Here is a 13,629-nt window from a genome sequence, read left to right on the forward strand (position 1 = left end):
TACCTACAAATACCCCAAGAAAACCGATTTTTAGCTACTGATGAGTGCCGTTTTTCGTATTCACTCTTACTATAAGGTAAATTCCGAAAATAATCATGGGCACAGAAAGCCACTGCCCCATGGATAGACCAAGACCTAAGAGACCCAGGAAGGCATCAGGCTCGCGTGCGAATTCCGCTAAGAAACGACAAACACCATAGCCCAGCAAAAATAATCCAGAAATCTGTCCGACCCTGCGTGGCCTACTGGAGTAGATCCAAAGGATGATGCCCAAGCAAATTCCCTCGCCAAAAAACTGATAGATCTGGGAAGGGTGACGAGGTAAGGAGTCAACCATTGGGAAGATCATGGCCCAAGGTAAATCTGTCGGCCTGCCCCACAACTCGCCATTGATGAAATTGCCCAAGCGGCCAAATGCCAAACCAAACGGGACAAGTGGTGCAACCAAATCACTAACTACAAAAAATGAAACCTTGCGACGATGCGCAAACCAAAGCAGCGCCAGCAAAACACCGAGTAAGCCACCATGAAAGGACATACCGCCCTCCCATATCTTGAGAATACTCAGGGGGTTTGCGAGGTAATAGCCAGGCATATAAAACAAGGTGTAGCCCAAACGCCCACCAAGTACCACGCCTAAAACGCCAGCAAATAAAAGATCCTCAAGATCTTTATATGACCAACCCAGAGATTGATATTGCGGAGCACGTATACGCAGACGACCTAATAGCAAAAATTGGGCAAAGGCTAGGAGGTACATCAAGCCATACCAATGAATGGCAAATGCACCAATCCGAATTGCGGCAGGATCAAATTCTGGATGAATCAACATACTCGGGGTTGGTTAATGATCACGCTTTAGATTGATCGAAGTTGTGTAGCTCATGACCTAAGTCACGATAGGCCTTATATCGCTCGCGCCCTGCGAGACGCTCCGCTTCATTGATCGTGACAACCTCAACAATGCGAGGGAAGCGCGCAAGCAATCCCGGCACATCAGCAGGCATACGCATTCCAAGATGAATGAGAACGTCCGCATGCGGAAGCTGCGATAAGGCAGGCGATAAGAAATGCTCTGTCAGCAAAATAGGAGTCTCTGCTGCTGCCTCATCTTCAATAAAGCAATGCGGCAAGAAGTCTGTTGCGCTAAAGGTCCACAAAAGTTCATCCAACTTTTTAAGATCTGCTTTGTCGCCAACCATCACGATATTGCGCACAGGCTCACCCGCTGGCGTGGCACTCCAGATCTTACGGGTTAAGCGACAGGCGTATTCCAACTTATCACCGACGTTGCTATGAAAATCAATGCGAGCCATAAATTACTTTCTGCGCTTACTTTTGCTCAAGCAAGTAATTCACAAGCAAAGGCACAGGACGTCCAGTTGAACCTTTAGCGGCGCCACTCTTCCAGGCTGTTCCAGCGATATCTAAGTGAGCCCATTTATATTTCTCAGTGAAACGGGATAAGAAACAAGCTGCAGTAACGCTACCTGCTGGGCGCCCACCAATATTGGCTACATCTGCAAAATTCGATTTGAGCTGTTCATGGTAAGCCGCATCTAAAGGCAAACGCCATACGGTATCCAAAGAAGCATGGCCAGCTTTAGTGAGGGACTGAACCAAGCCCTCATCATCGGAGAACACACCACTATGTACATGACCCAATGCAATGATGCAGGCGCCAGTCAAAGTAGCTACATCAATCACGGCTTTAGGCTTGAAGCGTTCAACATAAGTTAAGGCATCACACAAGATTAAACGGCCTTCAGCATCCGTATTCAGAATCTCAATCGTTTGCCCCGACATACTCTTCACAATATCGCCAGGGCGAGTTGCATTACCAGAAGGCATGTTTTCACAAGTCGGAATCACGCCGATGACATTCTTTTTCAGCTTCATTAAAGCTGTGGCATACATCGTGCCAATCACCGAGGCGGCACCACACATGTCGTATTTCATCTCGTCCATGGCTTCGCCAGGCTTTAAAGAAATGCCACCCGTATCAAAGGTAATACCCTTGCCCACCAACACAATAGGAGCCTCGCCGGCCTTACCGCCTTGATGACGCATCACAATAAATTGTGGCGGAGTATCCGAGCCCTTGGCAACGGATAAAAATGAGCCCATACCCAATGCTTCAATTTGCTTGCGGCCCAAGACTTCAACCTTGAGGCTAGTTTTTTTGCTTAAGCCCTGTGCCGCTTTACCCAAATAGGTTGGCGTACAAATATTTGGCGGCAAATTACCTAAGTCTTTGGCTAAGTTCATACCCTCAACCATGGCCGCACCTTCCGGTACGGCAGCCTTGAGCTCTTTGGCACAGGTGTCATTGCCAGCAAAGACCAAGTGAGTAAAAGTATCAGCCTTATCTTTAGCTTTGAATTTCATGGCTGGCTGTCTCACACCGAATCGGTATGCCTGATCGCCAGCATACTGAATCGTCAAACGCACTTCCTCAGCAATGAAGTCAGCGCGATGTCCCAAGGCAAAGCTCGGAATAAACCACAAAGCGTTTTGAATTGAACCGCCGCTTAATTGCTTTAATGCAGCCCGAGCAATTTTGGAATACGAGCTAAGGCTGCGCGCACTAGCCGGAGCAATATCACCTAAAGATACTAAGAGGATGCGCTTCACCTTAACCCCAGAAGTAGCCCAGGATTTTTCCGCACGAATCACACAAGTAGAAGCTGACTGAGCATCGAGATCGCCCACCAGATTTGCATGGGTCACTGAACCGCCTAGCAGGCGATCCAATTCAACCAAAATTCCAGACTTGGATTTGGCAGCCGCTAAGGCATCTAAATCTGCTTTTGAATAGGCTAAAACCAAGCAATCTGAGCTTTGAGCCAGTAGCGTGGCCAAGCTCGCCTTGAGCTGCTTGGGGTTATTCAGATCGGCTTGCGCGAAATTCTTAGTGCTAAATTGAATGGTCATGATGTCTTAAGGTATTTTTAAGTCAATTCAAGGGAAAAAATGGGTGTTTATCCATTATCCTCCGAGATGCAGGTTCACATCTTGAGTGAGCCAATAACCGCCAACTCATTATCTATTCATGATTTTTCATCAAGCCCTTCGCCGAGAACTCAGTTTTACGACTGGTGGCGTTTTTTTGGTCTTGGTCACCATCATGATTACGACCCTAGTTATCCGAATTCTGGGCTTTGCGGCAAATGGCGCCGTCAATCCAGAGGATGCCCTCGTTTTAATAGCACTTGCCACTCTGGGTTATATGGCCGTGCTTCTGACGGTCTCGCTCTTTGTGGCGGTCTTAATAGTGCTGGTTCGCTGGTACAAAGATTCGGAAATGATTGTTTGGTTTGCCAGCGGCCTGAGCATTGCCAGCCTCATTCGACCAATCCTGCGTTTTGCAGCGCCACTGATTGTCATCATCGCCCTCTTAGCCCTCTTTGTTTGGCCTTGGGCTAATCGTGAATCCACCATCATTAGTCAGCGGTTTCAACAACGCAGCGATGTTTCTATGGTTGCTGCAGGTCAGTTTAGAGAATCAGCTAAAGCGGAGCGGGTATTTTTTATCGAAGAGTTGGATGTCGATAAAAGCGAGGTGAAGAATATCTTTGCCGCTGAAACAAAAAATGGGCGTCTGAGTGTCGCGGTTGCCGCCACCGGATTCATTGAGAATGCCGCAGGAGGCAGCAAATCGATTGTTCTGAATAATGGTCGGCGTTACGAAGGATTGCCAACGCAACCGGATTTCAGAATTTTGGAATTTGCTGAGTACAGCACCCAAATTCACAGCAAAAGTGCACTTGATCCAGCACCGCGCGATCGTGAAAAAACAGTCTTTGAACTACTAAACGATCCCGATCCAATTGCAATGAATCCGAATTACGCCGAATTACTTTGGCGTATTGGCTTGCCATTAATGGCTTTAGGCTTGGTACTCATTGCCATCCCTTTGGCTTATGTCAATCCCAGACTGGGCAACTACACTGCCATGTTTTATGCCGTGCTGATTTACTTGATTTACAGCAACCTCCTGAACCTCACTCAAAACTTTGTTTCCCAAGGAAAGGTGAATGTTTATGTAGCGGCTTGGCCTATACATGCCCTAGCATTTGGCATTGCTTTTTTACTGATTCGTAACCGTATTAACCCATCGTTGAAATGGTGGCGCCGTCAACTCCCCTCGTTCTTGGCTAATAGATGAAATATCTATTCCCGTATATATTTGAGCGCTATTTAGCTAGGCAGATATATGCTGCCTTTGGCTTCATTCTGTTTGCTTTGGTGGCACTATTTTTATTTTTTGACATCCTGAGCGAGCTGGGCTCTGTAAAAGGTCAGTACACCCTACCTTTAGCCCTCTTGCATGTTTTATTGAAAGCACCAAGTCGCATTTCCGAGATCATTCCAATCGCTGGTTTGATTGGAAGCATTTATGTATTTGCAATGTTGGCCAGTCAATCCGAGTTCACAATCTTACGCATCGCCGGATTAGATATGCGCAGAGGCTTAACTACCCTGGCCAAAATTTCACTACCCTTAGTGATTGTTACGCTTGTGATGAGCGAATGGCTCGGGCCTTACACCGAAAACCTATCCGACCAAATTCGCATGAAAGCTTTGGGTTCATCCTATAGCTCACAATTCAAAACTGGGGTGTGGGTAAAAGATCGTTTGCGCGATGATGATGGCAGTGGGCCAATTAGGCCAGGGGTTCGTTATGTCAACGTTGGCAAAATTGAGCAAGACAACGAGATTAAAAATATCCGTATGTATGAGTTTGACGATGCATACCGCTTACTCTCTATTCGAAGCGCTGTCTCTGGACGCTTTGATCAGACGGGTACATGGATCCTGGATGACGTTACCGAAACTCGCTTCAAAGAAACCAAACAGACTGATCCACTCAACCCAGTCTATTCGGCGCAAACTTTTGTACATCCAATTGTCAGTCTGAACTCCGAAGTCACGCCCCAAATTTTGAGCGTACTTTTAGTGAGCCCAGAAAAAATGTCGATCTTTAGTTTGGGCCGATTTATCTCCCATTTGAGGGATAACAAACAAGATGCACAGCGGCATTCCATCGCGTTCTGGAAAAAAGTAATCTACCCATTTACGATCTTTGTCATGCTGACATTGGCACTACCATTTGCCTATCTCAAGGTTCGAGCAGGCAGCGTCGGCATTAAAGTATTCGGCGGCATCATGCTAGGCATGAGCTTTCAACTCTTTAACTCCCTCTTCTCGAATGTGGGGCTTCTAGGATCGTGGCCTGCACTTCTTACCGCCCTCATTCCGCCCTTGCTCTATTTCATATTGGCGATCGTGGGCTTGCGCTGGGTATCTAGAGCTTAATACCTAAAAATCATATAAAATTACATTCATATATCGCAGTTGATATAAAGAATGGAATCCATATGAATTTGCACCAATTTCGTTTTGTTCGTGAAGCTGTAAGACAGAACTTCAATCTGACTTCTGCAGCGAAAGCACTTTTTACCTCTCAACCTGGAGTATCCAAAGCCATCATTGAGTTGGAGGATGAGCTAGGCGTAGAAATCTTTCGTCGCCATGGCAAACGAATTCGTTCACTGACTGAACCAGGCAAGCGTATCCTCGCCTCGATTGAGCGCATTCTGGATGAAGTGGAGACATTGAGAAGAGTAGGCAAAGACTTTGCCAGCCAAGATCAGGGTAATTTTGTAATTGCCACCACACACACGCAAGCCCGCTACGCCTTACCTAAAGTGCTTACCGAATTTACTAAGCGCTTTCCAAAGGTTCGAGTCAGTATTCAACAGGGGAGCCCAGGTCAAATTGCAGAGCTACTCATTCATGATCGGGCGGATATCGCGATTGCAACCGAAGGTATTGCCAACACCCCTGGCGTACTGGCACTGCCAGGCTACCAATGGCAGCACGTCGTGATGGTTCCGCTGAGCCACCCACTCCTGAATCAGTCAACCATCACCTTAGAAGAAATTGCCAAGTACCCGCTCATTACTTATGACAGGGCATTTGCGGGTCGCAGCAAGATTGACGCCGCATTTGCACAACGCAATCTGAGCCCCGATATCATTTTGGAGGCGATTGATGCGGACGTGATCAAGACCTATGTCGAAACAGGGATGGGGGTGGGAATTGTGGCTGGATTAGCATACGACGCTGAGCGAGATCGCAATCTTCGAGTGATCCCAGTTGGCCACTTATTTGGTAACAACGTGACGCATTTAGGCGTGAAGCAAGGAGCTTATTTGCGCTCTTTTGTGTATACCTTCATTGAGCTATTCTCACCAACCCTCACCAAGAAAATTGTTGAGCAAGCAATGAATAGCGAATCGGAGACTTACGAGATTTAAGCCACAAACCGAGCTCCCAACTTCGTGCTAACCTTTGGCTTGACATATGTGCACCCTTAAACAATTGATCGAGTTTTTATGAAAAATCACCTGATATCCATATTTAAAAAATGTGCAGTTTTTCTGATGCTTGCGAGCTCAGGCATTGGATTTGCGCAAACCCCTTATCCAAATAAGCCTATTAAGTTAGTGGTGCCATTCCCCCCCGGTGGCCTAATCGATAACGTGGCCCGCCTCATTACTCCAGCACTGTCAACCGATCTTGGGCAGGCTATTGTTGTAGACAACAAGCCCGGCGCAGGCGGTAATTTAGGTGCAGCAGAAGTTGCAAAAGCAAATCCAGATGGATACACACTTCTCATGGCCTCCCCGCCCCTCTCTATTAGCCCAGCAATCTATAAAACACTTCCTTACAATCCCAGCAACATTGAGCCAATTGCTATTTTTGGGCAGCTACCGAATGTACTGTTAGTAAATCCCGACTCTGGGATTAATTCAGTAGCCGAATTAGTAAAACGTGCAAAAGAGTCACCAGGCAAGATGAACTATGGCTCCAATGGCAATGGCACCTCACTGAACCTGAGTGCCGAGATGCTGAAAAGCCAAGCCGGTATTTTTGTAGTTCACATCCCATACAGAGGCTCATCCTTAGCGAATGTGGCTCTAGTATCCAAAGACATAGACTTTATGTTTGACAATCTTCCGCCTGCACTTGGCTTGATTAAAAGTGGCAAGTTGAAAGCGCTTGCCGTAACCAGCACCACCAGAAATCCTGCACTTCCACAGGTTCCAACAATGCAAGAAGCAGGCTTTCCTAACTTTCAGGTTTCAGCTTACTTTGGAATCGCTGCACCAAAAGGTTTGCCAGCAGATATTGCTATGAAATTGCAGAATAGTATTCAAAAGGCAGTGTCTCAAAAGGAAGTGGCTGATTCACTCACTAGACTTGGAGCCACTGTAGACTTTATGAATGCAACAAAGTCCGCTGAATTTATTAAGGCCGATGCACAAAGGTGGAAAAAGGTAGTTGATTTCGCCAAAATCGAACTAGATTAATTAAATCTATATTTAGCAATTACCAGCGGACTGCAAATGCAGTCCGCAATTCATTTAATTGAGCATCCGTGAGCGACTTTATCGGAGTATTTTTGAGGTAGAAAAGTTTTGCCGTTTCTTCTAACTCTTCTAAGGTAGCCATTGCTGAGCTGGGTGAACTGTTCCATGCATACGGCCCCAGGCGTTCCAGCATACAAGCCCGCAGAGGTGTTCCAGCCAGACCGTAAGCCTCAATTGCCCTCTCAACACATTCAATCGTTTTGACTGAACCAGGGCTAGCGTAGGGAATTGTTGGCACATGACCTACCTTCATTACAAAATACGGCGTGATCGCAGGTAATAGCTCAGGCAAAACTCCATTACCAACATATACATTGGATTCAAGCGTCAAAGCTACACAGTGGGTACTATGAGTATGAATAATGCAAGAGACATCTTGATCAAATTGCCTTGCTTTATCGTAAATGGCAGCATGCAAGGCCATTGTCTTACTGGCCTTATCACCGCTCAGCTGCTGCCCATGAATATCAATCTTAGCCAATCGATCCGGCTCAAGGAATCCAAGACAGGCATCTGTGGGTGTAATTAAAAAACCATCCTCAATACGAACGCTGATATTGCCTGCAGTTGCATGGACGTAGGATCGATCAAACAAACTTTTCCCAACCCTACAAATCTCTTCTCTTGCCAATTGCTCAATCATCATTTTGCTCACAGTTTTGAGAAGGCGTTTGTAAAAAAATCTGCTGCGCCAAAGTTCCCAGACTTTAACGCAATATGTAGAGGCCTATTCTGAACCTCCGCGTAACACCACGGTACACCTGGGTCAATTTGCTGACCGATCTGCATTTGATCAATACCCAAAGCTTTCACACATGCGCCGGAGGTCTCTCCGCCAGCAACCAACAATTGCCGAACACCAAGAGCAACAAGGCCTTTGGCGACCAGCCCCAAAAGATTCTCAATTGCGCTACCAGCAGCCTGAACTCCAAGCTGTGATTGCACTTCTTTAACTTGGTCAGGGCTTGCTGATGAGTAAATCAAGACTGGACCACGTGAGAGTCGAGGCTCCGCCCAAGTTAAGATCTCCTGCAGTATTTGCTCTACAGATTTCTCGTTTAATGTAAGCGGATTCACAGCGTACATTTCGCCACCCGAACTTTTAAAACTTTTAACCTGGAGATTGGTGGCCTGCGAACAGCTACCTGAAACAATCGCCTGATATCCGCTAGCAGGTGGAAGCTTGCTAGATGCTGGATGCGCACGCAGTCCAAAGTTGGCAGGAAGTCCAATGGCAATACCAGACCCCCCGGTAATTAGGGGAAGATCTTTTAGTGCGGGTGCAATACGATACAAGTCATCATTAGTCACCGCATCAACGATTGCAATTTTTGCATTTGATGCTTTTAAGTGAGTGATCCTGGAGGAGATCGCATCGGCACCAGCAAGAACGGTTTGATACTCAATTAACCCCACCTGATGCTGACATTGAGCCTGCATTACTCTAACCAGATTTGCATCAGTCATTGGAGTTAAGGGGTGATCACGCATTCCAGACTCGCTTAACAATTGATCACCGACAAATAAATAACCCTTAAATACACTCCGCCCATTATCCGGAAAAGCCGGGGTTGCAATAGTAAAGTCAGTCCCCAAAGCCCTCATCAGAGCCTCTGTTACAGGGCCAATATTTCCTTTTGGCGTACTGTCAAATGTAGAGCAGTATTTAAAGAAGATTTGTTGAGCTCCTTGCGCAAGCAGATACTCTAACGCTTCTAAAGACTGGGCTATAGCGGCCTCAGGCTCAAGATTTCTGGACTTAAGTGCTACCACCACTGCATCCAACTCGGAATTTAAATTGTGCTGCGGAATACCTATCGTTTGTGAAACGCGCATTCCATTGCGCACCAGGTTATTCGCCAGATCGGTGGCGCCCGTAAAGTCATCCGCAATGCAACCTAAAAGAATGCTCACTTTGTAGCTTTCGGCAACTCAATACCAGGGAAGATTTTAATGACAGCGCTATCGTCTTCCTTAGCAAAACCAGCAGTTGATGCTTGCATAAACATTTGATGTGCGGTGGATGAGAGAGGCAAGGGGAACTTGCTCGCACGGGCCATATCTAGAACTATTCCCAAATCCTTAACGAAAATGTCTACTGCAGATAAAGGCTCATAGTTAGCCGCAAGCACATGCGCCATGCGGTTCTCAAACATCCAACTATTACCTGCACTATGGGTAATCACTTCGTAGAGTGCGCCTGCATCCACGCCCTCCCTCAAACCTAGTGCCATTGCTTCTGCAGCGGCAGCAATATGCACACCAGCAAGTAGTTGATTGATGACCTTCACTTTGCTGCCAATACCTGCCTTATCGCCCAAACGATAAACAGTTCCCGCCATCGCATCAAGAATGGGATTGACCCGCTCATATGCAGCTGCACATGCTGAAGTCATCATAGTCATTTCGCCAGAGGCGGCTTTGGCTGCCCCACCAGATATGGGGGCATCGACATAAAGAATATCTTTTTCAGCGAGACGCGACTCAAATGAAATTGAGATATTAGGGTCTACAGTGGAGCACATCACGAAAACACTCTGGGGCTTTAAAGTATCCACTAACCCAGGGCTAGTTGGCGAGCCAAACAAAACTTCTTCCGTCTGAGCAGCATTCACCACAACCGAGACAACCACGTCACATATTGAACCGAGTTCATTTATAGACTTACAAGCCGTACCACCAGCTTCGCAAAATTGACGAGCATGATCTAAACGTACATCAAATACATATAGATCAAAGCCTGCCCTTCGGAGGGATGAGGCCATACCGGAGCCCATGGCACCCAGCCCAATTAATCCTACTTTTTTCATTATTTGATCTCGTTTAGTTTATTTTTACGCTTGCTAGAAGCTTTTATTGGCAACAATCATAGCAAAGGCTACCCGTGCACCGCATTGGTCAGGGCTTGAAAATAAGATAAGGAGATGGTGCCCCGGGGCGGACTTGAACCGCCACGCCTTGCGGCACCGGATTTTGAGTCCGGCACGTCTACCAATTCCATCACCGGGGCAGGTGTTTGCAGTGGAAAAACTGCATTGAAGCTTACTAAGAGGTGAGAGTGTAACAAAAAAGTTGTAGCACCCCCATTCTTGACCTCAGAAGCCCTTAAAATGAGGTCTTCAAGCCACATTATTCAAAAGGACTTACCCGTATGGCCGGCCATTCGAAATGGGCCAATATTCAGCACCGCAAAGGACGTCAAGACGAAAAGCGCGGCAAGATTTGGACCAAACTCATCAAAGAAATCACCGTTGCAGCTAAATTAGGCGGCGGCGATATCGCCACCAACCCGCGTTTGCGCTTAGCAATCGATAAAGCTAAAGATGCGAATATGCCTAATGACAACGTGCAGCGGGCAATTCAGCGTGGCACAGGCTCGCTGGAAGGCGTGAACTACGAAGAAATTCGTTACGAAGGTTATGGCCTCAATGGAGCAGCCATCATCGTTGATTGCTTAACGGATAACCGCACTCGCACTGTTGCTGAAGTGCGCCATGCATTTGCGAAAAATGGCGGCAATATGGGTGCCGAAGGTTCTGTTGCTTTTATGTTCAAGCACTGCGGCCAAATGATATTTGCCCCTGGCACCAATGAAGATCAACTCATGGAGATTGCGCTTGATGCAGGCGCTGAAGATGTCATTACCCATGATGACGGCTCGCTTGAGGTACTTACTCCCGTTCCCGACTTTCCTAAAGTACAGGATGCACTGACACAAGCAGGCTTGAAAGCGGAGATAGCTACCGTAACAATGCGTCCTGAGACTGAAACTGAGTTCGAGGGCGAGCAAGCCGAGAGCATGCAAAAGCTATTAGATGCTCTTGAGAATTTGGATGACGTTCAGGAAGTCTTTACGAATGCCTCTTTGTAATTAGTCAACAAATCAATTCCATTCATTTAATACTCTTCATCAACCTATCTCTTAGCTCTTTATGAAAATTCTTTTAGTTGGATCCGGTGGTCGTGAACATGCATTGGCATGGAAGTTAGCCCAATCTCCACAAGTTCAAACCGTATATGTAGCCCCAGGTAATGGCGGCACCGCGACTGCAAAACAAGCTGCAGCCGGCATTCAAAATCTTCCCATCTCCGATCTTCAAGGGTTGGCAGACTTTGCTAAGCGCGAAAAGATTCATCTCACAGTAGTTGGCCCTGAAGCGCCATTAGCTGCCGGCATCGTAGATGTGTTTCGCAATCAGGGATTGCGTATCTTTGGACCAACACAACTGGCTGCTCAATTGGAATCCTCAAAGGATTTCTCCAAAGCATTTATGAAACGTCATGGCATCCCAACTGCGGAATACCAAACATTCTCAAACGCATTAGAGGCTCATGCGTACATTGACGCCAAAGGTGCGCCTATTGTCATTAAAGCGGATGGCCTAGCTGCTGGCAAAGGGGTAGTTGTAGCAATGGATCTAGCGGAAGCTCATGCAGCGGTCGACATGATGCTCGCCGATAACAAACTAGGCAATGCTGGTGCACGGGTAGTGATTGAAGAATTTCTGACTGGTGAAGAAGCTAGCTTCATTGTGCTCGTAGATGGTAAGCATGTTTTAGCTCTTGCTACCAGCCAAGACCACAAACGTTTACTCGATGCCGATCAGGGCCCTAATACCGGCGGCATGGGTGCTTACTCACCTGCCCCAGTCGTCACCCCAGAAATTCATGCACGTGCCTTACGTGAGGTCATCATGCCCACCGTGAAGGGCATGGAAGCTGATGGCATTCCTTACACTGGCTTCCTCTACGCCGGTCTCATGATTTCTCCCGATGGAAAAATTAAGACTTTGGAATTTAACTGCCGCATGGGTGATCCAGAAACACAGCCAATCATGGCTCGCCTCCGCAGCGATCTAGTAAACGCTCTTGATCATGCTGTTGATGGCACGCTTAATGAAGTGGAGCTCGATTGGGATCGTCGTACTGCACTAGGCGTAGTACTTGCTGCACACAACTACCCAGATACTCCGCGTAACGGCGATGTCATCACTGGCATACCAGCCGATACCGATGATCAGTTGACCTTTCATGCCGGCACAAAATTGCAAGATGGCAAGCTAGTCACCTCGGGTGGTCGAGTAATGTGCGTGGTGGGCTTGTCAGATACCGTTCGTGGTGCACAACAAAAAGCATACGACGCAATTTCTAAAATCCAATTTGATGGCATGCAATATCGAAAAGATATTGGCTATCGTGCAGTGAAATAATTAAGCCAATTTATATTACCCAAACACGAAGAACCTTTCACTCTTGTCATCAACTGAACATACTCAAATCAACATTGCAGACTTAAAAGATTACTTTTTAGGTTTGCAAGATCGCATCACTACCGCAATGAGTGCGCTTGATGGCAAAGCCTTTATGGTGGATGTCTGGGAGAAGCCCGAGGATAGCAAGCTTAAGGGTTATGGGCGCACCTGCATTTTGGATGGCGGCAATATTCTTGAAAAGGGTGGCGTAGGCTTCTCACACGTTCGCGGTGATCAAATGCCCCCTTCCGCATCACATCATCGCCCAGAGGTTGCGGGACGTAGCTTTGAAGCAATGGGGGTTTCGCTAGTTTTTCATCCAAATAATCCCAAGGTCCCGACTACACATATGAATGTGCGCTGCTTTATTGCACAAGCTCCTGATAAAGAGCCGGTGTGGTGGTTTGGTGGTGGCTTTGACCTCACCCCTTATTACGGCATTGATGAAGATTGCAAACACTTTCATCAAACTGCTAAAGAGGCTTTAGATCCATTTGGCGAAGACTTATATCCACGTTTTAAAAAATGGTGTGATGAGTATTTCTACTTAAAACACCGAGAAGAGCCACGCGGTATTGGCGGCGTCTTCTTCGATGACTTCAATAGCCTTGGCTTTGAACAAAGCTTTGCTATGACGCGCGCCGTTGGTGACGCTTTCATTGACGCTTATCTACCGATTGTGGAGCGTCGCTATAAAGACAGCTTTACCGCTGAAGAAAAAGCATTTCAAGAATACCGTCGTGGCCGCTATGTGGAGTACAACCTCATATTCGACCGCGGCACCATTTTTGGCCTTCACTCTGGCGGACGCACCGAGTCTATTCTGATGTCCATGCCACCGGTAGTGCAGTGGTGGTACAACTGGCAACCGAAGCCAGGAACACCCGAGGCAAAGCTTTATGACTACTACCTAAAGCCACGAGACTGGCTAGCCTAAA

At 47.0% G+C, this 13,629-nt stretch carries 13 protein-coding genes and 1 tRNA gene; 7 read left to right on the plus strand and 7 right to left on the minus strand.

Annotation, left to right across the window (positions count from 1 at the left end):
* Window positions 1-34 precede the first annotated feature (34 nt).
* The 3 genes from lgt to ICN16_RS07195 are packed head-to-tail and all read right to left on the minus strand — an operon-like array spanning window position 35 to window position 2,928.
* Entirely contained in the window at window positions 35-832 is a 798-nt protein-coding gene (gene lgt, locus ICN16_RS07185) for a prolipoprotein diacylglyceryl transferase (protein ID WP_216136105.1), read from the minus strand.
* A gap of 19 nt (window positions 833-851) precedes the next feature.
* The gene (locus ICN16_RS07190) at window positions 852-1,316 is read right to left on the minus strand and encodes a DNA polymerase III subunit chi (RefSeq protein ID WP_216136108.1); all 465 of its coding nucleotides are present in this window, start codon (window positions 1,314-1,316) and stop codon (window positions 852-854) included.
* A 16-nt stretch (window positions 1,317-1,332) separates the two neighbouring features.
* Complete coding sequence (locus ICN16_RS07195; RefSeq protein WP_370625632.1) at window positions 1,333-2,928, minus strand: leucyl aminopeptidase; 1,596 nt, start codon at window positions 2,926-2,928, stop codon at window positions 1,333-1,335.
* A 124-nt stretch (window positions 2,929-3,052) separates the two neighbouring features.
* Here ICN16_RS07195 and lptF point away from each other — a divergent pair, with 124 nt between their 5' ends.
* The 4 genes from lptF (at window position 3,053) to ICN16_RS07215 (ending at window position 7,379) form a co-directional block, all read left to right on the plus strand.
* A complete protein-coding gene (gene lptF, locus ICN16_RS07200) occupies window positions 3,053-4,168 on the plus strand; it encodes an LPS export ABC transporter permease LptF (RefSeq protein ID WP_216136114.1) in 1,116 nt (371 codons plus the stop codon).
* Window positions 4,165-5,319, plus strand: coding sequence for an LPS export ABC transporter permease LptG (gene lptG / locus ICN16_RS07205; RefSeq protein ID WP_216136117.1), 1,155 nt, complete (start codon window positions 4,165-4,167; stop codon window positions 5,317-5,319). The genes lptF and lptG overlap by 4 nt, the downstream gene beginning before the upstream one ends.
* Before the next feature lie 62 nt (window positions 5,320-5,381).
* Entirely contained in the window at window positions 5,382-6,323 is a 942-nt protein-coding gene (locus ICN16_RS07210) for a CysB family HTH-type transcriptional regulator (protein ID WP_216136120.1), read from the plus strand.
* Window positions 6,324-6,449: 126 nt separating this feature from the next.
* Complete coding sequence (locus ICN16_RS07215; RefSeq protein WP_216136122.1) at window positions 6,450-7,379, plus strand: tripartite tricarboxylate transporter substrate binding protein; 930 nt, start codon at window positions 6,450-6,452, stop codon at window positions 7,377-7,379.
* 19 nt (window positions 7,380-7,398) lie between these two features.
* Here the strand turns inward: ICN16_RS07215 and ICN16_RS07220 are convergent, their stop codons facing one another.
* The 4 genes from ICN16_RS07220 to ICN16_RS07235 all read right to left on the minus strand — a co-directional run bounded on the left by ICN16_RS07220 (window position 7,399) and on the right by ICN16_RS07235 (window position 10,449).
* A complete protein-coding gene (locus ICN16_RS07220; RefSeq protein WP_216136854.1) occupies window positions 7,399-8,082 on the minus strand; it encodes an aldolase in 684 nt (227 codons plus the stop codon).
* 8 nt (window positions 8,083-8,090) lie between these two features.
* Complete coding sequence (gene otnK / locus ICN16_RS07225; protein ID WP_216136123.1) at window positions 8,091-9,353, minus strand: 3-oxo-tetronate kinase; 1,263 nt, start codon at window positions 9,351-9,353, stop codon at window positions 8,091-8,093.
* Window positions 9,350-10,249, minus strand: a complete 900-nt coding sequence (gene ltnD, locus ICN16_RS07230; protein ID WP_216136124.1) for an L-threonate dehydrogenase — start codon at window positions 10,247-10,249, stop codon at window positions 9,350-9,352. The genes otnK and ltnD overlap by 4 nt, the downstream gene beginning before the upstream one ends.
* 115 nt (window positions 10,250-10,364) lie before the next feature.
* A tRNA-Leu gene (locus ICN16_RS07235) sits at window positions 10,365-10,449 on the minus strand.
* A gap of 141 nt (window positions 10,450-10,590) precedes the next feature.
* On the opposite strand from ICN16_RS07235, the gene ICN16_RS07240 reads away from it, so the two are divergent.
* The 3 genes from ICN16_RS07240 to hemF all read left to right on the plus strand — a co-directional run bounded on the left by ICN16_RS07240 (window position 10,591) and on the right by hemF (window position 13,628).
* Complete coding sequence (locus ICN16_RS07240) at window positions 10,591-11,310, plus strand: YebC/PmpR family DNA-binding transcriptional regulator (protein WP_216136125.1); 720 nt, start codon at window positions 10,591-10,593, stop codon at window positions 11,308-11,310.
* 61 nt (window positions 11,311-11,371) lie between these two features.
* Window positions 11,372-12,649, plus strand: a complete 1,278-nt coding sequence (gene purD, locus ICN16_RS07245; RefSeq protein WP_216136126.1) for a phosphoribosylamine--glycine ligase — start codon at window positions 11,372-11,374, stop codon at window positions 12,647-12,649.
* A gap of 67 nt (window positions 12,650-12,716) precedes the next feature.
* Complete coding sequence (hemF, locus tag ICN16_RS07250) at window positions 12,717-13,628, plus strand: oxygen-dependent coproporphyrinogen oxidase (protein ID WP_216136857.1); 912 nt, start codon at window positions 12,717-12,719, stop codon at window positions 13,626-13,628.
* Window position 13,629 lies beyond the last annotated feature (1 nt).

This window comes from Polynucleobacter sp. es-MAR-4 (assembly GCF_018882055.1).
GTDB lineage: Bacteria > Pseudomonadota > Gammaproteobacteria > Burkholderiales > Burkholderiaceae > Polynucleobacter.